We start from the raw sequence: 25,921 nt of genomic DNA on the forward strand, positions 1-25,921 counted from the left end.
CGCGGGGGCTATTCCTGCTTCAGGTGCTCGCCGAAGAAGGCGAAGACCCGGCGCCAGGCGTCCTCGGTGGCTGCCTCGTCGTAACCGAAACCGGCGATGCGAAGCAGTGGCTGGGCGGGGAGCGTGTTCGCGAAGCTGTGCCCGACGCCGGGGTAGACCTTGATGTCGGTGGTGATCTGTCTGGCGGCGGTCACTTCACGGAATTTGTCGGGCGCGCCCCTGCCCAGCGGATCGCGCCCGCCGAAGCTCGCCACGATCGGGCAGGCCCCGTCCAGCGTTTGGTCGAGGTTGCGGGGCAGGGGAGTGCCGTAGAACGGCGCCGAGGCGCCAAAACCCTTGGGCGACATGACGAGCGCGAAGTGGCCGCCCATGCAGAAGCCGGCGATGCCAACGCGACCGGAGCACTCCTGCATCCCCTGCAGGTGATCGCGCGCGGCCAGAATGTCGTCAAGGGCGCGGCCCCGCTGCGTCTGCATCTCGCGCATGACTCGGGTGATGCAGCGGATGCGGCCACCCCGCGAATACAGATTCGGGGTGAGCGCCGCATACCCTGCCCGGGCGATGCGCTCGTTGATGGCCTCCTTGTCCCGCCGATAGCCGAGTGCGTCGTGGATGACCACCACGCCCGGCCACGGTCCTTGCCCTTGGGGAAGGTTCAGCAGTGCCTCGATGCGTCCGTCCGGCGTATCGATCTGAATCGTCGTCATAGCGTCATCTAACTGCAGCCGCGTCGTGTCCCACCAGGGAACTCCGCCGTGGCCGGCGGACGTTGGCATGACATGTTCTCGCGCCTGTTGCTGATCTACGCAGTCGTCGAGCTCGCGGCGGCCGCCGCCCTGGTCTCGACGATCGGTTGGGGTTGGACGCTGCTGGTGCTGTCGGCGAGCTTCGTGCTCGGGTCGTGCCTGTTGGCGCCGATGGCGGGCTCGCACCTCACCCGCCAAATCGGGCATTTGCGGTCCGGCGTCGCCGAGCCGCGCAGCGCGGTCAGCGACGGCGCGCTGCTCACGCTGGCCGCCGTGCTGGTGCTCGTCCCCGGGCTGGTCACCACGGCCCTGGGGTTGTTGCTGCTGATTCGACCGATACGGTCGGCCGTCGCCCCCGGATTGACCGCGGTCGTGACGCGTGGTTTGCGGCGACGGATGCCGCTCATCACCGACACGGCGCTGTTCGGAGCCGAGCCGCCGCACGGCTATCCGGGCGGGGGCCGGGACTACATCGACGGCGAGGTGGTCGACGTCCGGGACGTCCGGCCGCAGGCCTTGCCCAACGACCCGCGCGGTGGATTCCCGGGTCAGCCCGGGTGGGACTGATCTGCCCGGTTCGCCCCCGCCGCACGTAGTTTTGGCCTGTGACAGAGTCCTGTTGTCCTGCTCCTCCTCAGGCCGTTTTGCGGCCTGCATCGTCGCAGGACGAGTCCGATCCCCCCACCACGCTGCTGGTCAACGGCCGCATCCATAGCCCCAGCCACCCCGACGCCACCGCGATGGCGGTCCGCGGCGATGTCGTCGTGTGGCTGGGCAGCGACGACGTCGGGCGCGGGCAGTTCCCCGGCGCCGATGTCGAGGATCTCGACGGCGGCTTTGTCGCGCCGGGATTCGTCGACAGTCATATCCACGTGACCGCGACCGGCCTGACGCTCAGCGGCCTGGACCTGCGGCCGGCCGCGTCGCGGGCGCAGTGCATCCGGATGGTCGCCGAGCATGCGGCCGCCCACCCGGGGCAGCCGGTGTGGGGGCACGGCTGGGACGAATCGTCGTGGGCCGAGAACACCGTCCCCAGCACCGCCGACCTCGACGGCGTCCTCGGTGACCGGCCCGCCTACCTATCGCGCGTGGACGTCCACTCCGCACTGGCCTCAACGGGCCTGCGGCGGCTGGTCCCAGACCTACCGGCCGCGGCCGGTTTCACCGCCGACCGGCCGCTGGTCGGGGACGCGCACCACCTGGTCCGCGCGGTCGCCCGCGACCTGCTCACGGCCCAGCAGCTGGCGGAAGCCCGCACCGCGGCGCTGCGGGCCGCCGCGGCGGCCGGGATCGTCGCGGTGCACGAATGCGCCGGCCCCCAGATCGGCGGCCTCGATGACTGGCTGCGGCTGCGTGACCTCAACCAAGGTGTCGAGGTGATCGGCTACTGGGGCCAGGCGGTGACCACACAAGCCGAGGCGCGTGCGCTGATGGACGAGACGGCGGCGCGTGGGCTGGCCGGTGATCTCTTCGTCGACGGGGCCCTCGGGTCGCGCACCGCGTGGCTGCACGACCCGTACGCCGACGCCCCGGACCGCGTCGGCACCTGCTACCTGGACCCCGGCGCCATCGAAGCCCACCTGCGGGCGTGTACCCACGCGGAGGTGACCGCGGGATTCCACGTCATCGGCGATGCCGCGGTCTCGGCGGCGGTCGGCGCCTTAGAACGGGTCGTCGCGGACGTCGGGGTCGCCGCCGTAGCCCGCTGCGGGCACCGCCTCGAGCACGTGGAGATGGTGACCGCCGACCAGGCCGCCAAGCTGGGCGCGTGGGGCGTCATCGCCAGCGTGCAGCCCAATTTCGATGCGTTGTGGGGCGGCGCCGACAGCATGTACGCCCGGCGCCTGGGCGCCGAGCGAGGCGACCGGCTCAACCCACTCGCGCTGTTAGCATCCCAAGGCGTGCCCCTCGCGCTCGGTTCCGACGCCCCGGTCACGGGCCTAGACCCGTGGGCGAGCGTGCGTGCCGCCGTCAACCATCGCACCCGCGGCAGCGCGATCTCGGCACGTGCCGCGTTCGCCGCCGCAACCCGCGGCGGCTGGCGGGCGAGCGGGGCCGGCGACGGCCACGCCGGGACGCTGGTGCCCGGCGCGCCGGCCTCCTACGCCGTGTGGGACGCCGGCGACCTGGACGTCCACGCACCCCGCGACGCCGTCCAGCGCTGGTCCACCGATCCGCGCTCCCGCGTACCCGCCTTGCCGCGTTTGCGCCCCACCGACGCCTTGCCGCGTTGCCGGCGCACCGTGCATCGAGGCGCGGTCATCTATGGCTAGGGAAGGGCTCGGCGGAAACGAGCCCGCCGACCGCGACACCCGGGACCTCCCCCTTCGTCCGGACACCGACCCGATCAGCGACGAAGCCGAATCGGAGCGGGACGACGAGCCCAGCGCCGTCCACGCCGAGCCCGAGCCGGGAAAGCCCGACCACCCGGACGCCGTCCCGGTGCATCGGCTGGCCGCGCTAACCCGCCGCGCGCTCGAAGGACTGGGTGCCGCGGCGATCGCGCGGCTGCCCGCCGTTCGGGCCGCGCTGGTGCCCCGGCTGCCGCGCATGGCGCTCGCCTTCGCGGCCGGCCTGCTGCTGTTCACCAGCTTCCCCGCGGTGAACTGGTGGTGGGCCGCCGTCGTCGCCGCCGCCCTGCTGGCGTGGGTGCTGACCCACCCCGCCACCACGGCCGCGGGCGGGCTCGGCTACGGGTTTCTGTTCGGGCTGGCGTTCTATGTGCCGCTGCTGCCTTGGATCAGCAGCCTGGTGGGCGCCGTGCCGTGGCTGGCGTTGGCGACGATGTGCGCGCTGTTCCCCGGCCTGTTCGGCCTGTGCGCCGTCATCGTGCGACGGCTGCCGGGCTGGCCCCTCTGGTTCGGGGTGCTGTGGGCGGCTCAGGAGTGGTTGAAGTCGGTCTTTCCCTTCGGCGGCTTCCCCTGGGGGTCGGTCGCCTTCGGGCAGGCGCAGGGTCCGTTCCTGCCGCTGGTGCAGCTCGGCGGCGTCGCACTGCTCTCGACGGCGATCATGCTCGTCGGATTCAGCGCCACCGCCATCGCGCTGGAAATCGCGAAGTGGTGGCAAACGGGTCGCGAGCGGGGCGGCGATGACGCGAAGCCGCCCGCGGTCGTGTTGCCCGGTGTCTGCATCTGCCTGGTGTTGTTCGCCGCGGTCATCGTGTGGCCGCAGGTCCGGCACTCCGGGGCAGGCGCGGGCGGCGAACCCACGGTCACGGTCGCCGTGGTGCAGGGCAACGCGCCGCGGCTGGGCCTCGAGTTCAACGCCCAACGCCGCGCGGTGCTCGACAACCACGTCCGTGAGACGCTTCGGCTGGCCGAGGACGTGCGTGCCGGGGCGGCGCCACAACCCCAGTTCGTGATCTGGCCGGAAAATTCGTCGGACATCGACCCGCTCATCAACGCCGACGCCGCCGAGCAGGTTGCGCGAGCCGTCGCGGCGATCGGGGTGCCGGTAGTGGTCGGCACCATCCTCGACGTGGCGGGCCGTGGCCAAGAGAGTTCGGCGTATACCAACACGGTGATCGTGTGGAACCCGGTCACCGGACCCGCGGACCGCCACGATAAGGAAATCGTGCAGCCCTTCGGCGAGTACCTGCCGATGCCCTGGCTTTTCAAGCACCTCTCCGGATACGCCGACCGGGCCGGGCACATGGTGCCCGGCAAGAGCAGCGGCGTGGTGCACGTCGCGGGCGTGCCGGTCGGGGTTTCCACCTGCTGGGAAGTGATCTTCGACCGGGCTCCGCGCAAAGCGGTCCGCAACGGCGCCCAGCTGCTGGCCGTGCCCAGCAACAACGCCACGTTCAACCAGACCATGAGCGAACAACAGCTGGCGTTCGCCAAGGTCAGGGCCGTCGAGCACGATCGATACGTCGTGGTCGCCGGCACCACCGGCATCAGCGCGGTGATCGCCCCCGATGGCGCCGAGTTGGTGCGCACCGACTTCTTCCAGCCCGCCTATCTGGACATCCAGGTGCGGCTCAAGACGAAGCTGACCCCGGCGACGCGCTGGGCCCCGATCCTGCAATGGGTCCTGGTCGTGGCGGCCGGGGCGGTCATTCTGGTCGGGATACGGCAGAATGGATGGTTCCCGCGTCCGATTCGCCTCAGGTCCAGGCCTCGGGGTGAAGCCGAAGACGCCGGTGCGCCCCCGGGCGAAACCCCGCCTGACGAGGGCGGCGACCACACTTCGCCGGATGGCGGCGATGACGACACCCCGCCCGACGAGGGCGGCCGACCTGATTTCGGGCGACACAGAGGAGCTACATGACCACCGGCCAGCCGGCGCCCCGGGTTCCGGGCAACCGTCCCAGCGAGCGCGTCCTGGTGATCATTCCGACGTTCAACGAGCGGGAGAACCTGCCGGTGATCCACCGCCGGCTCAAAGAGGCGTGCCCCAACGCACACCTGCTCGTCGTCGACGACAACAGCCCCGACGGCACCGGCGAGCTCGCCGACGCGCTGGCGGCGGCCGATCCCGAACGCACCCACGTCATGCACCGGACCGCCAAGGACGGCCTCGGCGCGGCTTACCTGGCCGGTTTCGCCTGGGGTTTGAGCCGGCAGTACTCGGTGCTGGTCGAGATGGACGCCGACGGCAGCCACGCCCCCGAACAGCTGCACCTGCTGCTGGACGCCGTCGACGCCGGCGCCGACCTGGCGATCGGTTCCCGCTACGTCGACGGGGGCGCCGTACGAAACTGGCCGTGGCGGCGCTGGGCTTTGTCCTGGACGGCCAACACCTATGCGCGGCTGGCGCTCGGCGTCGGCGTTCACGACATCACCGCCGGCTACCGGGCCTACCGCCGAGAGGTCCTCGAGACGATAGGTCTCGACGGGGTGGACTCCAAGGGCTATTGCTTCCAGATCGACCTGACCTGGCGCACCGTGTGCAACGGATTCGTCATCGCCGAGGTACCGATCACCTTCACCGAGCGCGAACTCGGCGTCTCCAAGATGAGCGGCTCCAACATTCGCGAGGCGCTGGTCAAGGTCACTCGATGGGGCATCGAGGGCCGGGCGGCGCGTCCCGGCGCGATCCGGGCCGACAACCGCCGCTAGCCGGGCGCAGCCGGCGAGCCGTGATCAGCCGCGCCGGCGCGATCTGATGATCTCGAGGCGCTCCTTGAGCAGCTCGTCGAGCTCCTCGACGGAGCGGCGCTCCAGCAGCATGTCCCAGTGGGTGCGCGGCGGCTTGACCTTCTTGGGCTCGGGCAGGTCGCCCTCGATGAGGGTGCCCTCCATGCCGTTGCGGCACAGCCAGGTGCCGGGGATGTCGGCGTCGTCGGCGAAGGGAACCTCGAACTCCTCGCCGTTTTCGGTGCGGTACCGCGCGATCTGACGCGGCGCGAGGTCGTGGTTGCGGTCGGTCTCGTAGCTCACGGCTCCAAGGCGACTGCCTCTTAGGACGCGATCGGCCATGGGTGCTACTCCTTTAGATCCTGTGGCTGTAATGCACTTCTGTTCGCTTAGCAAACGTTATGACGGTCCGCGTAGTTCCCGGTCCGGCACGCGGCATACGCGACGCAACCACCCATGATACCGGGGTTGGAGAACTGCCCGGACTAAAGTCGGCAGGCGTGACCCGCCGTGCCCGCCCGCAGCCGTGCCGCTGGTGCGGGCGAGACGTGACCGACGCCGGCATGGGCCGTCGCCGCCAGTACTGCCGGCAGTCCTGCCGCCAACGCGCCTACGAGCAACGTGCCTCGCTGAACCGGGGCGGGGCGGCTGCCTTGCCTCCCGATGCAGTGGTCCTGTCGGCCGACGATGCTGCCGATCTGTCGGACCGGGTTTACCAGGTGCGATGCGCGGCCGAGGATGTGGCCACGGCCCTCGACGAGGGCGCCGGGGCGACCGAGCTGCGGGAGCTGTGCGAAGTGCTGCTTCGGGCCGCCAGCGCGGCCGACGGGTGGCGCCGCGTGGGTGTCTAGCCGTCACCGACCGCCGGCTAAGGATTGCCGGGTAAAGTCGCCATGGAAGGCGGACCAGGTGTACTCGGGTGTGCAGGTCGAAGCCGGTCCTCCTCGAGAAGCCGGGAGTATCGGACGTTTTTGAAATCCTGTCGGAGTTAGCCATACTCACCAGCGACATTCTTGGGTCGGAGAGCAGCACGATGTGCAGCAACTTCCGTGGCTCTGCGGCAGCCGCATCCTGCGGTTAACAACGGCCACCCGTTGGCCGAGGGTTAGGCGAGGTAACTGATGGTTGATCAACTCCAGCATGCGACCGAGGCGCTGCGCAAAGCGCTGGTCCAGGTGGAACGCCTGAAGCGGACCAACCGTGCGCTGCTGGAGCGGTCGAGCGAGCCGATCGCCATCGTCGGCATGTCATGCCGCTTTCCCGGCGGGATCGACACCCCGGAAGGCCTCTGGCAGATGGTCGCCGACGGCCGGGACGTGATATCGGATTTCCCCACCGACCGCGGATGGGACCTGCCGGGCCTGTTCGATCCCGATCCCGACGCGCGCCACAAGTGCTACGTGCGCACCGGCGGTTTCGTCGACGGTGTCGGCGACTTCGACCCGGCTTTCTTCGCCATCGCGCCCAGCGAGGCGCTGGCGATGGATCCCCAGCACCGGATGTTGCTGGAGCTGTCGTGGGAGGCGTTGGAGCGGGCCGGAATTGACCCCACCGGGCTGCGCGGCAGCGCCACCGGGGTGTTCGCCGGACTCATCGTCCAGGGCTACGGCATGCTCGCCGAGGAGATCGAGGGCTATCGCCTGACCGGCATGACCTCAAGCGTGGCGTCGGGGCGGGTGTCCTATGTGCTTGGGCTCGAGGGCCCGGCCGTGTCGGTGGACACGGCGTGCTCGTCGTCGTTGGTGGCGTTGCACATGGCGGTGCAGTCGCTGCGCACCGGCGAGTGCGACCTGGCGCTGGCCGGCGGCGCTACCGTCAACGCCACCCCGACGGTCTTCGTGGAATTCAGCCGGCATCGCGGCCTGGCCCCCGATGGCCGGTGCAAGGCGTACGCCGGCGCGGCCGACGGGGTCGGCTGGTCCGAGGGCGGGGCCTTGCTGGTGGTGGAGCGGTTGTCGGATGCGCGGCGGCTGGGTCATCCGGTGTTGGCGGTGGTGCGCGGCAGCGCGGTGAACCAGGATGGGGCCTCCAACGGGTTGACCGCGCCCAATGGCCCCTCGCAGCAGCGGGTGGTGCGCGCGGCGCTGGCCAATGCCGGGCTGAGCGCGGCCGATGTGGACGTGGTGGAGGGCCACGGCACCGGCACCACGTTGGGCGATCCCATTGAGGCCCAGGCGTTGTTGGCGACGTATGGACAAGATAGGGCGGAGCCCGGAACACCCCTGTGGCTGGGGTCGATCAAGTCGAACATGGGTCACACGCAGGCCGCCGCCGGTGTCGCGGGCGTGATCAAGATGGTGCAGGCGATGCGCCACGAAACGCTGCCTGCCACACTGCATGTCGATGCGCCCAGCCCGCATGTGGACTGGTCGGCGGGGTCCGTGTCGTTGTTGACCGAGCCGCGTCCCTGGTCCGCCGATGGTCGGTTGCGGCGGGCCGGGGTGTCGTCGTTCGGCATCAGCGGCACCAACGCCCACGTGATCGTCGAGGCCGCCCCCGAGCCCCAGCCGCGCGACGCCGCCCCGGCGCTGCCGGTGGTGCCGTGGGTGATCTCGGCGAAGTCGGCGTCCGCGTTGGCATCTCAGGCCTCTCGGCTGGCGGATCATGTTCGCGCCCACGGCGATCTGGACATTGCCGACGTGGCATGGACCCTGGCGGGCCGGTCGAACTTCGAGCATCGGGCCGTCGTTGTCGGCGGCGACCGGGATCGGTTGCTGGCCGGGCTGGATGAACTGGCCGCCGACGATCTGGGCGGTTCGGTCATTCGGGGCACCGCCGCGCCCGCGGGCAAGAACGTTTTCGTGTTTCCCGGGCAAGGGTCCCAGTGGCTGGGCATGGGCATCGAATTGCTCGACACCGCACCGGTATTCGCTCAGCAGATCGAGGCGTGCGCGGAGGCCTTCGCGGAATTCGTGGACTGGTCGCTGACCGACGTCCTGCGCGGCGCTCCCGGCGCCCCGGGGCTGGATCGCGTCGACGTGGTGCAGCCGGTGCTCTTCGCGACGATGGTGTCGCTGGCCGAGCTGTGGAAGTCGGTCGGCGTCAGCCCGGATGCGGTGATCGGCCATTCGCAAGGTGAGATCGCGGCCGCCTATGTCGCCGGTGCCCTGTCGTTGCGGGACGCCGCGCGGGTGGTCACGCTGCGCAGCAAGTTGTTGCGTTCGCTGGCCCACCCCGGCGGCATGCTGTCCATCGCCTGCAGCACCGAGCGGGCGCGGGAATTGCTGGCGCCCTATGGCAATCGGGTCAGTATCGCCGCCGTCAACGGCCCATCGGCGGTGGTCGTCTCCGGTGAGGTGGCCGCGCTGGAGGAACTCGTCGGGTTCTGCGCAGACCTGGATCTTCGGACCCGCCGGATCGACGTGGACTATGCGTCGCATTCGGTCGAGGTCGAGGCCATTCGCGGTGAGCTTGCCGAGGCGCTGGCCGGCATCGAGCCGCGCTCCTCGCGTGTCGCGTTCTTCTCCACGGTGACCGGAAGCCGGTTGGACACAGCCGGTTTGGACGCCGCGTACTGGTATCGCAACATCCGGCAGACCGTGCAGTTCGACCAGGCGGTGCGCAGTGCCTGCGAGCACGGATACCGAACATTCATCGAAGCCAGCCCCCATCCCGCTTTGATCGCCGGGATCGAAGACACCTTCAACGATTGCGTCACGGGTGACGCCGAGCCGATCGTCGTTCCCACCCTGGGCCGTGACGAGGGCGGGCTCGAGCGGTTCCTGACGTCGGCCGCCGCGGCGTTCGTGGCGGGCGCCGGCGTGGATTGGCGTGGCGTTGTGGGCGGGGCGGGCTTCGTGGAGCTGCCGACGTATGCCTTTGAGCGGCGCCGGTTTTGGCTGTCCGGGGAAGGCGCCGGGGCCGATGCCGCCGGCCTTGGGCTGGGAATCAGCGAGCATGCGTTGCTCGGCGCGGTGGTGGAGCTGCCGGCCTCGGGCGGGGTGGTGCTGACGGGCCGGCTGTCGCCCGGCGCGCAGGGCTGGCTGGCCGATCACGCTGTGTCCGGGGTTCTGGTGTTCCCGGGTGCCGGATTTGTCGAGCTGGCGATCCGGGCCGGCGACGAAGTCGGATGCTCGGTGGTCGACGAGCTGACGTTGCAGGCGCCGTTGACGTTGCCGACGTCGGGATCGGTTGCGGTGCAGGTGGTGGTGGGCCCCGCCGAGGAGACGCGCCGGCGCGCGGTGTCGATCTACTCCCGCGCCGACGCCGACGCGGGTTCGGCGTGGGTGTGCCACGCCGAGGGCGCGTTGAGTTCCCAGCCGGTCGAGCCCGGAGTGGACCTGTCGGTGTGGCCGCCGGCGGGCGCGGTCGCGGTCGATCTGGCCGACGGCTACGAGCGGCTGGCCGCCCGCGGCTACGGCTACGGTCCGGCGTTTCAGGGATTGACCGCGGCGTGGGTCCGCGGCGACGAGGTGTTCGCCGAGGTCCGGCTGCCGGACGCGGCCGGCGGTGTCGGCGGGTTCGGGGTGCACCCGGCGCTGCTCGACGCGGCGATGCACGCGGTTGTGATGGCCGACTCGGCGGGCCAGGAAACCGAAGTGCTGCTGCCGTTCTCGTGGCAGGGCGTTTCGCTGCACGCCGCGGGTGCGGCGGCGGTGCGGGCGCGCATTGCGCCGACCGGTCGTCCGGCCGGGAGCCCAGCGGTCTCGATCGAGCTGGCCGACGGGTTGGGGTTGCCGGTGCTGTCGGTGGCCGCGATGGTGGCCCGCTCGGTGAGCGAGCGTCAGCTGAGGGCGGCGGTGTCGGGCTCGGGCCCGGACCGGCTTTTCGAGGTGGTCTGGTCGGCTGGCGCGAAAACGCCGACGAGTGGCGGAAGCGTTCCTTCCTTCGAGGTGTTCGAATCCGTTGCGGCCGAGGGAGATCCGGTTTCCGCGACCTATGAGCGCACGCACCGTGCGCTGACCGCCCTGCAGTCTTGGTTGACCGACCGGGATTCGGGCGTGCTGGTGGTGGCCACCCGCGGCGCGGCGGCGATGGTGGGGGAGGACGTCACCGACCTGGCGGGCGCCGCGGTGTGGGGGTTGGTGCGCTCCGCGCAGACCGAGCACCCCGGCCGGATCGTGCTGGTGGATTCCGATGTGCCGCTGGACGATGCGGCGGGGGCCGCCCTTGTGACCGCCATCGTGGCGGCCGGTGAGCCGCAGGTGCTGGTGCGCGGAGGCCAGGTTTACCTCCCCCGGGTGCACGGAAGCCGCGGCGTCGAGGGCATCTTGGCGCCGCCGGGCGACGGGCCGTGGCGGCTGGGCCTCAGCAGTGCGGGCACGTTCGAGAACCTGCGGCTGGAGCCGGTCCCCAACGCGGACGCGCCGCTGCAGCCGGGCCAGGTGCGGGTTGCGGTTCGCGCCATCGCGGCTAACTTCCGCGACGTCATGATCACCCTGGGCATGTTCACCCACGACGCCCTGCTGGGCGGCGAAGGCGCCGGCGTGGTGGTCGAAGTCGGGCCGGGCGTCACCGAGTTCGCGGTGGGCGATTCGGTGTACGGGTTCTTCCCCGACGGCAGCGGCACCCTCGTCCCCGGCGACGTCCGCCTGCTGCTCCCGATGCCGTCCGACTGGTCGTACGCCGAAGCCGCCGCCATCTCAGCGGTTTTCACTACCGCGTACATGGCGTTCGTGCACCTGGCCGATGTCAAGCCGGGACAGCGGGTGCTCGTGCATGCCGCCGCCGGTGGGGTGGGGATGGCCGCGGTGCAGTTGGCCCGGCACCTGGGCCTCGAGGTGTTCGGGACGGCCAGTCGCGGCAAGTGGGACACGTTGCGTGCCATGGGTTTAGACGACGACCACATCTCCGATTCGCGAAGCCTGGAATTCGAGGACAAGTTCCGCACCGCCACCGGCGGCCGCGGTTTTGATGTGGTTCTTGACTCGCTGGCCGGGGAATTTGTCGACGCGTCGCTGCGGCTGGTGGCCCCCGGCGGGGTGTTCTTGGAGATGGGCAAAACCGACATCCGCGACCCCGGCGTGGTCGCCCAGGAGTACCCGGGTGTGCGTTACCGCGCCTTCGACCTGTTCGAGCCCGGCCGTCCGCGCATGCATCAGTGGATGCTCGAGCTGGCCGAACTGTTCGACGCCGGTGTGCTGCAACCGTTGCCGGTGACGACGTTTGATGTGCGACGCGCCCCCGCGGCGTTGCGGTATTTGAGTCAGGCCCGCCACATCGGCAAGGTCGTGATGACGCTACCGGGCGGCGGGCTGGCGGCGGGCACGGTGCTGATCACCGGTGGCACCGGGATGGCCGGTTCGACGCTGGCTCGCCACCTGGTGGCGCAGCACGGTGTGCGGAATCTGGTGTTGCTGAGCCGGCGCGGCCGGGATGCCGTCGGGTCGGCCGAGCTGGTCGCCGAGCTGCAGGCCGCCGGAGCCCAGGTGCGGGTGGTCGCTTGCGACGCGGCCGACCGGGCGGCCCTGGCCGCGGTGCTTGACGACATTCCCGAGCAGCATCCGCTGTCCGGGGTTATCCACGCCGCGGGTGTGCTCGACGACGCGTTGGTCACCTCACTGTCACCCGAGCGGGTCGACGCGGTGTTGCGGGCCAAGGTCGATGCCGCGTGGAACCTGCACGAGCTCACCCGCGACCGTGACATGTCGGCGTTCGTGATGTTTTCGTCGATGGCCGGGCTGGTGGGCTCGTCCGGCCAGGGCAACTACGCCGCGGCCAACTCCTTCCTGGACGCGGTGGCCGCGCACCGGCGGGCCCACGGGTTGCCGGCGATCTCGCTGGCGTGGGGGCTGTGGGATCAGGCCAGCGCCATGACCGGCGGACTGGACGCCGCCGACCTGGCTCGGCTGGGTCGCGACGGAATCTTGGCGTTGTCGTCGGACGAGGCGATGGAATTGTTCGACACCGCGTTGATACTCGACGAGCCATTCCTGGCGCCCGCCCGCATCGACCTGGCCACCCTGCGCGCCAACGCGGCCGCGGTGCCGCCGATGTTCACCGATCTGGTCAACGCGCCGTTGCGGCGTCAGGTCGACGACTCGCTGGCGGCCGCCAAGTCGAAATCGGCTCTGGCGCACCGGCTACACGGTCTGCCCGAAGCCGAACAGCACGCCGTGCTGCTGGACCTGGTGCGCTCCCACATCGCCACTGTGCTGGGCAACACCGCCCCGGAGGCCATCGACCCGGACAAGGCGTTCCAGGACTTGGGCTTCGACTCGCTCACCGCGGTCGAAATGCGCAACCGACTCAAAGCCGCGACGGGGCTGGCGCTTTCGCCCACCCTGATCTTCGACTACCCGACGCCGAACGGACTGGCCGGCTACATCCGCGGTGAACTCGCCGGTGTCCCACAAGAAATCGCGGCCGCCCCGGTCGTTCAGGCCACCGGCGACGACCCGATCGTGATCGTCGGCATGGCGTGCCGCTATCCGGGCGGGGTGGCGTCGCCCGACGATCTGTGGGACATGCTGACCGAGGGCCGCGATGTGCTCTCCGAATTCCCGACCGATCGCGGCTGGAACCTGGCCGACCTCTACGACCCGGATCCCGACGTACCGGGCACGTGCTACACCCGCACCGGCGGTTTCGTCGACGGTGTGGCGGATTTCGACCCCGCGTTCTTCGGCATCGCGCCCACCGAGGCGCTGGCGATGGATCCCCAGCAGCGGATGTTCCTCGAACTGTCCTGGGAAGCCTTGGAGCGGGCCGGGATTGAACCCGGCGCGCTGCGGGGCAGCGCCACCGGGGTGTTCGCCGGGGTGTATACCCAGGGCTACGGCATAGGGGCCCCACCTGCCGCGGAAGGCTTCCGGCTGACCGGGCAGTCGTCGAGCATAGCCTCGGGCCGGATCTCGTATGTGCTGGGGCTGGAGGGCCCCGCGGTGTCGGTGGACACGGCGTGCTCGTCGTCGTTGGTGGCGTTGCACATGGCGGTGCAGTCGCTGCGTTCGGGCGAGTGTGATTTGGCGTTGGCCGGCGGTGTCACCGTCAACGCCACCCCTGACATCTTCGTGGAATTCAGCCGCATGCGCGGGCTTTCGGCCGATGGCCGGTGCAAGGCATTCGCCGGCGCCGCCGACGGTACCGGGTTCTCCGAGGGCGGCGGCATGCTGGTGGTGGAGCGGTTGTCGGATGCGCGGCGGCTGGGTCATCCGGTGTTGGCGGTGGTGCGCGGCAGCGCGGTGAACCAGGATGGGGCCTCCAACGGGTTGACCGCGCCCAATGGTCCGTCGCAGCAGCGGGTGGTGCGCGCGGCGCTGGCCAATGCCGGGCTGAGCGCGGCCGACGTGGACGTGGTGGAGGGCCACGGCACCGGCACCATGTTGGGCGATCCCATTGAGGCCCAAGCGTTATTGGCCACTTATGGCCAGGGCCGGGCCGAGCCGCTTTGGCTGGGGTCGATCAAGTCGAACATGGGTCACACGCAGGCCGCCGCCGGTGTCGCCGGTGTCATCAAGATGGTGCAGGCGATGCGCCACGAAACGCTGCCTGCCACTCTGCATGTCGATGAGCCGAGCCCGCATGTGGACTGGTCGGCGGGGTCCGTGTCGTTGTTGACCGAGGCACGCCCTTGGAAGCCCGAGCAGGCCAACGGCCATGTTCGCCGGGCCGGGGTGTCGTCGTTCGGCATCAGCGGCACCAACGCGCACGTGATCATCGAGGCAGTCCCGTCCGATCGTGTCGTGGACCGTCCCAAGCTGCCGGCGGTGCCCTGGGTGGTGTCGGCGAAGTCGGCGTCCGCGTTGGCATCTCAGGCCGCTCGGCTGGCGGATCATGTGCGCGGCCACGGCGATCTGGACATCGCCGACGTGGCATGGACCCTGGCGGGCCGGTCGAACTTCGAGCACCGGGCCGTCGTCGTCGGTGACGATCGCGATCGGTTGCTGGCCGGGCTCGACGGGCTGGCCGCCGCCGACCTGAGCGGTTCGGTCATTCAAGGCACCGCCACGGCCGGCGGCAAGACCGTCTTCGTCTTCCCGGGTCAAGGTTCCCAATCGCTTGGCATGGGAATGGGATTGCACGCCGGGTACCCCGTATTCGCGGAGGCGTTCAACACGGTCGTGGCCGAACTGGACCGGCACCTGCTTCGCCCCTTGCGGGAAGTGATGTGGGGCCACGACGAAAGCTTGCTGAACACCACGGAGTTCGCGCAACCGGCGCTGTTCGCGGTGGAAGTGGCGTTGTTCCGGCTGCTCGAATCCTGGGGCGTGCGACCCGACTTCGTGATGGGCCACTCGGTCGGTGAGTTGACGGCCGCCCATGTCGCCGGCGTCCTGTCGCTGGAGAACGCCGCGGTGCTGGTGGCCGCCCGCGGCCGCTTCATGCAGGCGCTCCCGCCGGGCGGGGCGATGGTCGCCGTGCAGGCCACCGAAGAGGAAGTGCGGCCCCTGCTCGACGGCGAAGTGGGCATCGCAGCCGTCAACGGGCCGGCGTCCGTGGTGATTTCGGGCGCCGAAGAGGCGGTCGCCGCGCTCGCCGATCGGCTTCGGGCGGAGGGCCGCCGGATCCACCGGCTGGCCGTCTCCCACGCCTTCCACTCGCCGCTGATGGAGCCGATGATTGACGAATTCGGAACCGTCGCCGCGGGACTCGCCATTGGTCGGCCCAGCATCCCGCTCGTGTCGAACCTGACCGGGCAGCTGGCTGGTGACGACTTCGCGTCGGTGGCGTACTGGCAGCGGCACATCCGCGAAGCGGTGCGGTTCGCCGACAGCGTACGTTTCGCGCACTCGGCCGGAGTTACGCGTTTCCTGGAAGTCGGTCCGAGCGGCGGCCTGACGGCGTCGATCGAAGAGTCGCTACCCGATACCCCCGTGGTCACCACTTCGGCGCTGCGCAAGGACCGGCCCGAGCCGGCGACGCTGCTCAACGTGGTCGCGCAAGGGTTCGTCACCGGCATGGATGTGAACTGGCGCGCCGCGCTGGGCCAGGCCAACCTGGTGGAACTGCCCACGTATGCATTTGAGCGGCGCAGGTTTTGGCTGGCCGCCGACGGCGCCCCCGCCGACGCCGCCGGCCTGGGACTGCAAGCCAGCGAGCACGCCCTGCTCGGCGCAGTGGTGGAGCTGCCGGCCACGGGTGGGGTGGTGCTGACGGGCCGGTTGTCGCCCGCCACGCAGGCCTGGCTGGCCGATCACGCCGTCGGGGGCGTCGTGCTGTTCCCGGGCGCGGGGTTCGTCGAGTTGGCCATCCGCGCCGGCGACGAGGTGGGCTGCGGGGTCGTCGACGAATTGAACTTGGCGGCGCCGCTGGTGCTGCCCACCGCGGGTTCGGTGGCGGTGCAGGTCGTCGTCGGCGGCCCGGACGACGCCGGCGCCCGTGCGGTGTCGGTGTTTTCGCGCGCCGAGACCGGATCCGGCTGGCTGTTGCACGCCGAGGGAGTGCTCAGCGCGGGTTCGGTCGAGCCGAGCGCGGAGCTGTCGGCATGGCCGCCGGTCGGCGCGGTCCCGGTGGACGTGGGCGACGGGTATGAGCGGCTGGCCGAACGCGGGTACCGGTACGGGCCAGCGTTCCGGGGCCTGACCTCGATGTGGCGCCGCGGTGACGAGGTGTTCGCCGAGGTGGCGTTGCCCGCCGACGCCGGGGTCTCGGTGGCCGGGTTCGGCGTCCACCCGGTGATGCTGGACGCCGCGTTGCACGCGGTGATCTTGGCATCCGATGACGGTGAGCTCGCCGAGGGTTCGGTGCTGGTGCCGTTCTCCTGGCAGGGCGTGTCGTTGCATGCGGCCGGTGCGTCGGCCGTGCGCGCCCGGATCGTGCGGACGGGTCCGGCGGGGAGTCCGGCGGTATCGATTGAGCTGGCCGACGGCTTGGGTCTGCCGGTGCTGTCGGTGTCGTCGATGGTGGCGCGGCCGGTGAGCGACCGGCAGCTGCTGGCCGCGGTGTCCAACGCGGGTCCGGACCGGCTCTTCGAGGTTATCTGGTCCGCACAGCCGTCGGCCGCCGTTCAGCCTGTGCTGGTGCAGCGTTGGGGCACAACGGAATCCGCAGACGTCGAGCCCGGCGCGATGCTCTTCGAGTCCGCGCCCGTGATGGGTGACGTCGTCTCGGGCGTGCGTGCGGCCACGCGTTCGGTGCTGGAGGTGCTGCAGTCCTGGCTGGCGCGCGACGGGTCGGCGACGCTGGTGGTGTCGACCCACGGTGCGGCGGCGCTGCCGGGGGAGGACGTCACCGATTTGGCCGGCGCGGCGGTCTGGGGGCTGGTGCGCTCGGCGCAGACCGAGCACCCCGGCCGGATCGTGCTCGCGGACACCGATGTCCCCCTCGACGATGACGCGATAGCGGCGGCGTTGGCGGTCGGGGAGCCACAGGTGGTGCTGCGCGACGGGACGGCGTACACCGCCCGGGTGCATGGCAGCCGCGCCGTGAGTGCCGTCCTGGTGCCGCCGGGCGAGGGACCGTGGCGGTTGGGCATGAGCAGCCACGGGACCTTCGAGAACCTGCGGTTGGAGCGCATCCCGAACGCCGACGCGCCGTTGGGTCCGGGCCAGGTCCGGGTCGCCTTGTCGGCGATCGCCGCCAACTTCCGTGACGTCATGATCGCCCTGGGTCTCTATCCCGACCCCGACGCGGTGATGGGCGTCGAAGCCTCCGGCGTCGTCATCGAATGTGCCACGGAGGACGGCCGTTTCGCGGTGGGCGACCGGGTCATGGGCCTGTTCCCGGAGGGCACCGGCACCGTCGCCTGCACGGACGAGCGGCTGCTGGTCAAGGTGCCGGTCGGGTGGTCGCACACCGCCGCGGCCACCACCTCGGTGGTGTTCGCCACCGCGTTCTACGCGCTGGTCGACTTGGCCCGCGTCAAGCCGGGGCAGCGGGTGTTGGTGCACGCCGCCGCCGGCGGGGTAGGCATGGCTGCGGTGCAGTTGGCCCGGCATTTCGGCTTGGAGGTTTTCGCCACGGCCAGCCATGGCAAGTGGAACACCCTGCGCGCCATGGGCTTTGACGAGGACCACATCGCCGATTCGCGCAGTTGCGAGTTCGAGGACAAGTTCCGCGCCGTCACCGGCGGCCACGGGTTTGACGTGGTGCTGGATTCGCTGGCCGGGGAATTCGTCGATGCGTCGCTGCGCCTCGTCGCCCCCGGCGGGGTGTTCCTGGAGATGGGCAAGACCGACATCCGCGATGCCGATGCGATCGCGGCGGAATATCCGGGTGTGCGCTACCGCGCCTTCGATCTCTTCGAAGCCGGGCCGGACCGCATTCAGCAGATGCTTGCCGAGTTGGCCGGGCTCTTCGGCGAGGAGGTGCTGCGGCCGTTGCCGGTCACCACCTTTGACGTGCGGCGCGCGCCCGCCGCGTTGCGGTACCTGAGCCAGGCCCGCCACGTCGGCAAGGTTGTGATGACCCTTCCTACGGCGCCGGGTGGCTGGCTGGGTGCGGGCACGGTGCTGATCACGGGCGGCACCGGGATGGCCGGTTCGGCGCTGGCGCGTCACGTGGTGGCCCGGCACGGGGTCCGGAACCTGTTGCTGCTCAGCCGCCGCGGCCCCGACGCGCCGGGGGCCGCGGAATTGACGGCCGAACTCACCGCGGCCGGCGCCGCGGTGCAGGTGGTGGCCTGTGACGCCGCCGACCGGGAGGCGTTGGCCAAGGTGGTCGCCGATATCCCGGTGCAGCGTCCGCTGTCGGCGGTGATTCAGGCCGCGGGTGCGCTGGACGACGCGGTGGTGATGTCGCTGACCCCCGAGCGCATGGATGCGGTGTTGCGGTCCAAGGTGAATGCAGCCTGGAACCTGCACGAGGTGACCCGCGATCTGGATGTGTCTGCGTTCGTGATGTTTTCGTCGATGGCCGGGCTGGTGGGCTCGTCGGGCCAGGGCAACTACGCCGCGGCCAACTCGTTCCTGGATGGGTTGGCCGTGCACCGGCGGGCCCATGGGTTGCCGGCAGTCTCTGTGGCGTGGGGTCTGTGGGATCAGGCCAGCTCCATGACCGGCGGACTGGCCACCGTCGACTTCGCCCGGTTCGCCCGCGACGGCATCGTGGCGATGTCCTCCGACGAAGCCCTTCAACTCCTCGACACCGCGATGATCGTCGACGAACCGTTCATGCTGCCCGCCCACATCGACTTCGCGGCACTGCGGGTCAAGTTCGACGGGGGCACCTTGCCGCCGATGTTCGTCGACTTGATCAACGCGCCCACCCGGCGCCAGGTCGACGATTCGCTGGCCGCCGCGAAGTCCAAATCGGCGCTGCTGCAACGCCTCGAAGGCCTGGCCGAGGACGAGCAACAGGCGATACTGCTGGACTTGGTGCGTTCCAACATCGCGACGGTCTTGGGCAGCGGCAGCCCGGAGGCCATCGACCCGGACAGGGCGTTCCAGGAGCTGGGCTTCGATTCGCTGACCGCGGTCGAGATGCGCAACCGGCTCAAATCCGCGACCGGCCTGCCGCTTTCACCGACGCTGATCTTCGACTACCCGAACTCCGCCGCCCTGGCCGGCTACATGCACCGCGAACTCGTCGGCGCGTCGGACCAGCTGGCCCCGGCCGCCGCGCCCGGGGAAGCCGAAATCCAGCGCGTCGTCGGGTCGATCCCGGTCAAGCGCCTTCGGCAGGCCGGGGTCTTGGAGCTCTTGCTTGCGTTGGCAAACGAGGGTGAGGGCGGCCGGCAGGCGGCGGTCCCCGCGGCGGGAAGCGAAAAAGACATTGCCGACATGGATCTCGACGACCTGGTCAACTCGGCATTGCTGGATGACGACGAGTGATGTCGAGCGCTAGCGAGGTCAATCAGTGAGGATCGCGGTCACCGGGGCCAGCGGTGTACTGGGCCGCGGCCTCGCCGCCCGGTTGCTCAGCCAGGGCCACGACGTCGTCGGCATCGCCCGTCAGCGGCCCGAAAGCTGGTCCAGCGCGGCGGAATTCGTCGCGGCCGATATCCGGGACGCCGCCGCGGTCCGGCGCTGCGTCGCAGGGGCCGACGCCGTTGCGCATTGCGCCTGGGCGCCGGACGGCCACGAGGTGAGCATCGGGGGCACGCTCAGTGTCCTCGAGGCGATGGTCGAAACCGGAGCCCGGCGCATCGTCTTTCCGTCGTCGGCACACGTCTACGGCGGGGGAGACCACCCGAAGGCCGAATCGGACGCGATAACTCCCGAGTCCGCCGAGGGCCGGCACCGGGCCCGCGCCGAGGAGATGCTGGCTGCCGCCGACGTGGAGTCGGCCGTGATCCGCTGCGCGCTCATCGTCGGCCGTGGCGTCGACAACTGGGTGCGCCGGGCGCTGGCGCTGCCCGTGTTTCCCAGGGACGGCGCCGATCGGCGCGTGCAGGTGATCCACGTCGACGACGCGCTTCGGTTGCTGGCGCGCGCGATCCTGGACTCCGACATCCCTGTCGGCCCGGTCAACCTCGCAGCGCAAGGCGCACCGACGTTTCGTCAGATCGCGGCCGCACTCGGGCGCCCCATCGTGCCGATGCCCGGGTCGACGCCGCTCGCCGAACTGCAACTGGTGCAGCGCGCGCCGTTGATGGACACCTCACGGCTGCGCGACGAGTGGGGATTCCAACCGGGCTGGACCGCGGCGGAATGCGTCGAAGACTTCGCGTTGGCGGTCCGCGGCCGGGTCACCCTCGGCCGGAGGGTGATTGCGCTGCCGTGGCGGCTGGCCGCCATTCAGGATCTCCCCGCCGTCGACGCTCCCGCCGATGACGGAGTGGTGCCGAGACTGGCAGGGCCGGAAGGGGTTAACGGCGAATTCGACACGCCCATCGACCCGCGCTTCCCGACCTACCTGGCCACCAATCTGTCCGAGGCGCTGCCCGGCCCGTTCTCGCCGTCGTCGGCGTCGGTGACGGTGCGCGGCCTGCGGGCCGGCGGCGTCGCCATCGCCGAACGGTTGCGACCGGGCGGGATCATCCAGCGGGAAATCGCGATGCGAACCGTCGCGGTGTTCGCGCACCGGTTGTACGGTGCGATTACGTCGGCGCATTTCATGGCCGAGACCGTGCCGTTCGCCAAGCCGGCGACGATCGTCAGCAGCAGCGGCTTCTTCGGGCCCAGCATGGCGTCCCTGCCGGTCTTCGGCGAGGAGCGTCCCCCGTCGGAATCCGGCCGCGCCCGAAGGCAATTGCGGACGCTGCGCAACATCGGGGTGTTCGGTGTCAACCTGGTCGGCTTGAGCGCCGGTTCGTCCCGCGACACCGAAGCCTTCGTCGCCGATGTCGATCGGCTGGAGCGGCTCGCAGACGGGGACCTCGGCCGGCTCGACGATCGCCGGCTGCTCAGCCTGATCCTGCTGGCCCGCGACCACGTGGTGCAAGGCTGGGTGCTGGCCTCCGGGTCGTTCATGCTGTGCGCGGCGTTCAACGTGTTGCTGCGAGGATTGTGCGGCAGACAAACCGCCCCGCCGGCCGGCCCCGAATTGGTCAGCGCCCGGTCGGTGGAGGCGATGCAGCGGCTGGTCGAGGCGGCGCGTCGCGATCCCTACGTGACCCGCGTGCTGACCGAACCCGGCAAGCGCCTGGACGTTTTGGCCGGCAAGGCGCCGGCATTCCATGCCGCACTGCTGGCCGAGCTGGCGCTGATCGGCCACCGTGGCCCGGCGGAGCTCGAGATGTTGTCGACGAGTTACGCCGACGATCCGGAGCTGCTGATCCGGATGGTGGCCAAGACCCTGACCGCGCCGCCCGCGCCGCAACCGGTGCACGCGGCGATTCCGTTGCACGCCAAGCCCGTCGCGGCCCTGGCCGTGCGACAGCTGCGCGACCGCGAAGTTCGCCGCGACAAAGTGGTGCGCGCCAACTGGGTGCTGCGTAGCCTGCTGCGGGAGTACGGGCGCAGGTTGGTCGACGCCTCAATCCTCGACACCGCCGACGACGTGTTCTATCTGTTGGTCGACGAGCTGCAGGAAATCGAGCGTCTCCCAGCGGAAGTCGCCAAGCTGGTGGCTCAGCGGCGGGCCGAACAGCGCCGGCTGGCCGGCGTCGTTCCGCCGACGGTGTTCAGCGGGGCCTGGCAGCCGACCGCCACCACGTCGCCCGCGCTCACCAGCGGCGACACCTTGCGCGGAGTCGGTGTGTGCGGGGGACGGGTCCGCGGTCGGGTCCGGATCGTGCGGCCCGAGACCATCGACGACCTGCAACCCGGCGAGATTCTCGTCGCCGAGGTCACCGACGTCGGCTATACCGCCGCGTTCTGCTACGCCGCGGCCGTGGTGACCGAGCTCGGCGGTCCGATGTCACACGCGGCGGTGGTGGCCCGCGAATTCGGCTTCCCGTGTGTGGTGGACGCCCAGGGGGCTACGCGCTCGCTGCCGCCGGGCGCGCTCGTCGAGGTTGACGGGACCACGGGCGAGATCCGGGTGATCGAAGCCTGATCTGGAGGCCCAACGTCGGGCTGTTGGGCCGAAACACGATAATTCGCGCAACAAGTCGACGCTGGGGCCAGTTTATGGGTGCGGCGCCGGGTGTTGCTGCGCGGCAGCCTTCCGGGCGAGCCGCTCGTTGTGAATCCGGACGAGTTCGCGGAACCCGAGGCGATGATATTTGGGTATCGGCTGGATTCCCCATACGTCCTGCGCGGTGGCCTTGCCTTCGGCGCCCTCTGGCGGTCCGAACGGCGGGTACGGGTACTTGCACTCCAACGTGTCGTTCGAGTATCGAATCTTCAGCAGCTCACTGCAGATTTCGGTGAGGCTGAGTGTGGGGTAACCGTAGTAAACCGCCATGAAAGGCAGGGTGAATGCGCCTTCGATGACCAGGGCGACGAGGCACACCAGAACGGCCCGTTTGATCCATTTGTGCATCCGCGCGTAGTACGGCGTTGTCCCCGGTTCGAGATCGGCGGTCGGGTCTTTGTCTTCGGTGGTTGACGGTGCAGAAGGACTAGTCATGGCCCTGCTCCTTCTAGTCGGAGAAGATTTCGCGATTGACGGTGTGCAGATACGGGATGGCGAGGAACGGGGTGATGTAGAAGATGTCGTAGAGCCACCAGCCGACGACTGGGAATACAACTCCGGCGTAGCGCACGTCGGCGAACATGGTCATGTTGAACACATATGCCGACCAGATCACCACGCCCATCCAGCAGGTGACGACCATCCATTGATGACCCCACCGCTTCATCTGCAAGAATCCGATTGCCGCGGCCACCCGCATCGAGAAAACCGTGAGGATCAAGCCCGCCACATAGGCTTTCTCGCCCGGCCCGGCCGCTCCACCGATCCAAAGCTCGTTGTAATGCCAGAAATAGCCGGCGTCGAACATGTTGCCCCACCCGACCATCAGCACGCGGTTGATCAACGTGTGGTTGGCGACGAGGTCCAGGGCCCAGCCCAGACTGTTGAGCATCCCGTCGATCAGGACGAGATATCCGATCAAAGTCACGATCATGGGCCGCACCGACAAGCCGGCGCGCAGTGCATTGCGCTGCAGCCACACCCCCCGCATGAAAATGGGGAACCCGATCAGCCCGGGAGCCCACATGCCCATCAGGGCGGCGCCGGCGATCATCCACTTATCGGCGCGGCGCTGAGCTTGGCGGGATTCGTCGTGGTGATCCTCGAGGCCGACCGACCCGTCGGTGCGGGCCGACGCTCCCGCCGAATGCCGTTTGAGCAGAGGAAGGTTCACAGATCCCACCACCCCCGGGCGAACGACATGTAGAGCTGGATGCCGAACATCACCAGTAGGTAGCCGTAGATGAATATTTGGAAGACGATGAGCGCCCTCTTACGCTTCTGCTCCTGTCGGTCCATGCCGGTTGCTCCTTTCTAGGGCGAACTGCTCGAGGCGTCCAATGCGTTCGGGGCGGCCAGGCTGGCCGCCGCGACTTCACGTAGACCGTCGGTGACGGCGCCGTCGGTACTCAGCGGCGCGAGTATGCACGCATCGGCCGCATCCAATTCGGTTGCGCCGGCGGCGATCAACTGAGCGGCCGTGACCAGCACCCGCGTCGACGGCGGCTCGAAATGAAAGGCTTCGTCGGCAGTGCGGATCGCGACCGCGCACCCGACCAGCCGCCGGGCGGTGGCCAGGGGAACTCCGGATTCGGCGACGATCACTTCGGCCTCGCGGTCGGGCGGCAGATACCGCATCGCGAGGGTGACAAACCGCTGGCGGAAAGAGGGTTTGAGCTCCTTGAGCGAACTGCGGTAGGCCGGGTTGTACGAACAAACCAGCATGAACGTCTCGGGTGCTTTCACCACCTCGCCGGCACGGTCGAGGTACAGCGACCGTCGGTGATCGGTGAGCGAATGCAGGATCGCCAACGAGTCGTGGCGCGCCTCGACGACTTCATCGAGGTAGCAGATCGCCCCGGCCTTGACGGCCCGGGTCAGCGGGCCATCGGTCCACACCACATCGCCGCCGGTCACCATGAAGCGGCCGACGAGATCCGCGCTGGTGAGATCGTCGTGGCAACTGACGGTGACCACGGGCCGTTGCAACAGTGAGCCCATGTGCTCGACGAATCGTGTCTTGCCGCACCCGGTGGGACCCGTGAGCATCACCGGGATACGGCGGTGAAAGGCCTGCTCGAACAGCTGAACCTCGTTGCCGATTGCGAAGTATGTGTCGGTGGTCATTTCTTCCTCAGATGGTCGGCATTCAGACGGCGACCAGTTCGCGATGGACGTGAGCCAATACCCGCGGCAGCTCCTCTAGGCGCCGGATTCGCTGGGACCGGCGAGGTCCGAAAACCTCGGGAAGGGGATCGACTCGGGTCGGTCCGACGCCCACGTAGTAGATCGAGACACCGGCCTCGTTGGCCTCCTCGACGGCGTGCGCGGCGTCGGCCCAGGCGTAACGGCCTTCGTATCCTTCATCGGAGATAAGCCCGTCACCGATGACGATCAGCAGGCGTCGCTCGGAGGGCTGCGCCAGCAGTCGGCCCGTCAAATGGCGAAGCGGCGCACCGAGTCTGGTGTATCCGCGGGTGGACAGGCCCAGCCCGCTCGGCGACACGAGCCGGCGATCCTCGAAGTCCTTCAGACACCGCACTTCGACCCGATGACGAGTGTTGCCGGTAAAAATGAAAACACCATGACGCTCGCGCGCCACCGTCATAGCACGCGATAACGCATCGGCACATGCCAGTTCCAGCTGGAAAATTCGACCGCCGTGTACCCCCAACGACGAACTTCCGTCGAGCAGCAACGCCGTGGTGACGTCGCGGTTGCTGGGCAGCAAGTCGCGAAATACCCTCGGCTCCTTGGCCTCGCCCGCCGTCAGGTCGATGTAGTGATTGACGTATTGGTCGACATCGAGATCGCAGCCGTCTTCTTGGCGGTTTGTCATCGCGCGATGGGTATGTTCTTCGAACCACTTGCGCACATCGACGGACACCGGCACCGGACGGCGGGTGCGCCAGCAGTCGGCATGCTCGACAACGGCGACGTGGTCCCGGATGAATCGCTGCGTCCACATGTTCCACTCGGGATAGGGAATCCCGGGCCGGTGTTCGGGTGCAACGTCGGAATCGCTGTCCTGGGGCCGGCTCGGCGGCGGCAGGTTGGGATTGCGGACGCCCCCATCGCCGCCGACGGGAACCGAGTACGGCCGTGGAAGTCGTTTCTGCGTTGTAGTCCACGGCATCCGGCCAAAGCTGCGTCGCAACTTGTCGGCGAGTCCCTGCGGTGTGGTGTACGCCAGCGGCAAGGTGCCCAGCAGCGGATGGACCGTCAGTGCGTGGCCGGTGGCCGCCAACGCGATTGCACGGTTAAGCAGCTCCGCGCCTGCCATGTCAGCGGCTTCGGCGTGGATGTCCGGGAGTAGCCGTCGAACTTCGGGCAACAGGCCCGGCCACCGCGATGCTATCCAGCCGATGGCGACACCGGCCTCGACGAGCATGAGCGCACGCAGTTCGCGAGCGGATAGCTCGTTCAATCGATATCCGGTTATGCGTTCTTTTGATGGCGAACATTGCAGGGCCACACCGCATGTCAGGGCTCTGCGCGTCCAGTCGAACGTGGATAGATCGGGGGCGGGGTAGGGGACATGGACGAACGTGAGCGCTGCGTTCACACCGAAGCCGCGCCGATCGCCGGTGACGAGCCGGGCGCCTTCGCGACGCTGCTCGCTGAGCGCAACCGCCGTCACGGAGCAACTCCGTTCAAGCGCCGTCGCATGAGCATCGGTACGGTCAGCCATTGGTTGAAAACCGCGTGGTCCTGCTGCTCATCCTGCTTTTCAGAACGTGCCGATGTTGGAGAAGA

12 protein-coding genes and 2 pseudogenes are annotated in these 25,921 nt (G+C 69.4%); 7 read left to right on the forward strand and 7 right to left on the reverse strand.

All coding sequences use genetic code 11. The features are described 5' to 3' along the window. Positions 1–8: 8 nt before the first annotated feature. A complete protein-coding gene (locus A5764_RS15710) occupies positions 9–707 on the reverse strand; it encodes a dienelactone hydrolase family protein (protein ID WP_067114431.1) in 699 nt (232 codons plus the stop codon). A gap of 72 nt (positions 708–779) precedes the next feature. Between A5764_RS15710 and A5764_RS15715 the strand changes: the two genes are divergently transcribed. From A5764_RS15715 to A5764_RS30100, 4 genes and pseudogenes are all read left to right on the forward strand, one after another. Continuing rightward, positions 780–1,313, forward strand: coding sequence for an FxsA family protein (locus A5764_RS15715; RefSeq protein ID WP_067114432.1), 534 nt, complete (start codon positions 780–782; stop codon positions 1,311–1,313). A gap of 173 nt (positions 1,314–1,486) precedes the next feature. Then, entirely contained in the window at positions 1,487–3,019 is a 1,533-nt protein-coding gene (locus A5764_RS15720) for an amidohydrolase (RefSeq protein WP_067114551.1), read from the forward strand. 277 nt (positions 3,020–3,296) lie between these two features. Continuing rightward, positions 3,297–4,905, forward strand: a pseudogene (gene lnt, locus A5764_RS30095) (apolipoprotein N-acyltransferase); the annotation flags it as partial. Positions 4,906–4,990: 85 nt separating this feature from the next. Continuing rightward, positions 4,991–5,806: pseudogene (locus A5764_RS30100) on the forward strand (polyprenol monophosphomannose synthase); the annotation flags it as partial. 24 nt (positions 5,807–5,830) lie between these two features. Here the strand turns inward: A5764_RS30100 and rbpA are convergent. Beyond that, positions 5,831–6,166: an RNA polymerase-binding protein RbpA gene (rbpA, locus tag A5764_RS15735; RefSeq protein ID WP_067114435.1), complete on the reverse strand. Its 336-nt coding sequence runs from the start codon at positions 6,164–6,166 to the stop codon at positions 5,831–5,833. A 158-nt stretch (positions 6,167–6,324) separates the two neighbouring features. Between rbpA and A5764_RS15740 the strand changes: the two genes are divergently transcribed. From A5764_RS15740 to A5764_RS15750, 3 genes are all read left to right on the forward strand, one after another. Further along, entirely contained in the window at positions 6,325–6,675 is a 351-nt protein-coding gene (locus tag A5764_RS15740) for a hypothetical protein (protein WP_082951720.1), read from the forward strand. Positions 6,676–6,945: 270 nt separating this feature from the next. Beyond that, on the forward strand, positions 6,946–19,476 hold the full coding sequence (locus A5764_RS15745) for a type I polyketide synthase (RefSeq protein WP_067114436.1): 12,531 nt from the start codon (positions 6,946–6,948) through the stop codon (positions 19,474–19,476). A 25-nt stretch (positions 19,477–19,501) separates the two neighbouring features. Beyond that, positions 19,502–22,084 (forward strand): sugar epimerase family protein, encoded by a 2,583-nt coding sequence (locus A5764_RS15750; RefSeq protein ID WP_067114437.1) that lies wholly within the window; start codon positions 19,502–19,504, stop codon positions 22,082–22,084. 72 nt (positions 22,085–22,156) lie between these two features. On the opposite strand, the gene A5764_RS15755 is transcribed toward A5764_RS15750, so the two are convergent. From A5764_RS15755 to A5764_RS15770, 5 genes are read right to left on the reverse strand one after another with little or no spacing between them, the layout of a single operon-like run. Continuing rightward, positions 22,157–22,600, reverse strand: coding sequence for a hypothetical protein (locus A5764_RS15755; protein ID WP_067114438.1), 444 nt, complete (start codon positions 22,598–22,600; stop codon positions 22,157–22,159). A gap of 13 nt (positions 22,601–22,613) precedes the next feature. Continuing rightward, positions 22,614–23,339, reverse strand: a complete 726-nt coding sequence (locus tag A5764_RS15760) for a hypothetical protein (RefSeq protein WP_067114439.1) — start codon at positions 23,337–23,339, stop codon at positions 22,614–22,616. Beyond that, positions 23,336–23,464 carry a hypothetical protein gene (locus A5764_RS29700; protein WP_255361089.1) on the reverse strand — a complete coding sequence of 43 codons (129 nt, stop codon included), beginning with the start codon at positions 23,462–23,464 and terminating at the stop codon, positions 23,336–23,338. The genes A5764_RS15760 and A5764_RS29700 overlap by 4 nt, the downstream gene beginning before the upstream one ends. Positions 23,465–23,479: 15 nt before the next feature. Beyond that, positions 23,480–24,292, reverse strand: coding sequence for a CbbQ/NirQ/NorQ/GpvN family protein (locus A5764_RS15765; protein ID WP_067114440.1), 813 nt, complete (start codon positions 24,290–24,292; stop codon positions 23,480–23,482). Positions 24,293–24,314: 22 nt separating this feature from the next. Further along, positions 24,315–25,856, reverse strand: a complete 1,542-nt coding sequence (locus A5764_RS15770; protein ID WP_067114441.1) for a nitric oxide reductase activation protein NorD — start codon at positions 25,854–25,856, stop codon at positions 24,315–24,317. Positions 25,857–25,921 lie beyond the last annotated feature (65 nt).

This window comes from Mycobacterium sp. 852002-51057_SCH5723018 (assembly GCF_001667035.1).
Classification (GTDB): Bacteria; Actinomycetota; Actinomycetes; order Mycobacteriales; family Mycobacteriaceae; genus Mycobacterium.

What these genes read in the sequence shown, in the direction of transcription:
- A5764_RS15710 (WP_067114431.1), bottom strand. Translation starts at nt 707, where the DNA reads ATGACGACGATTCAGATCGATACGCCGGACGGACGCATCGAGGCACTG.
- A5764_RS15755 (WP_067114438.1), bottom strand. Translation starts at nt 22,600, where the DNA reads ATGACTAGTCCTTCTGCACCGTCAACCACCGAAGACAAAGACCCGACC.
- A5764_RS15745 (WP_067114436.1), top strand. Translation starts at nt 6,946, where the DNA reads ATGGTTGATCAACTCCAGCATGCGACCGAGGCGCTGCGCAAAGCGCTG.
- rbpA (WP_067114435.1), bottom strand. Translation starts at nt 6,166, where the DNA reads ATGGCCGATCGCGTCCTAAGAGGCAGTCGCCTTGGAGCCGTGAGCTAC.
- A5764_RS15765 (WP_067114440.1), bottom strand. Translation starts at nt 24,292, where the DNA reads ATGACCACCGACACATACTTCGCAATCGGCAACGAGGTTCAGCTGTTC.
- A5764_RS29700 (WP_255361089.1), bottom strand. Translation starts at nt 23,464, where the DNA reads ATGGACCGACAGGAGCAGAAGCGTAAGAGGGCGCTCATCGTCTTCCAA.
- A5764_RS15770 (WP_067114441.1), bottom strand. Translation starts at nt 25,856, where the DNA reads ATGGCTGACCGTACCGATGCTCATGCGACGGCGCTTGAACGGAGTTGC.
- A5764_RS15715 (WP_067114432.1), top strand. Translation starts at nt 780, where the DNA reads ATGTTCTCGCGCCTGTTGCTGATCTACGCAGTCGTCGAGCTCGCGGCG.
- A5764_RS15720 (WP_067114551.1), top strand. Translation starts at nt 1,487, where the DNA reads ATGGCGGTCCGCGGCGATGTCGTCGTGTGGCTGGGCAGCGACGACGTC.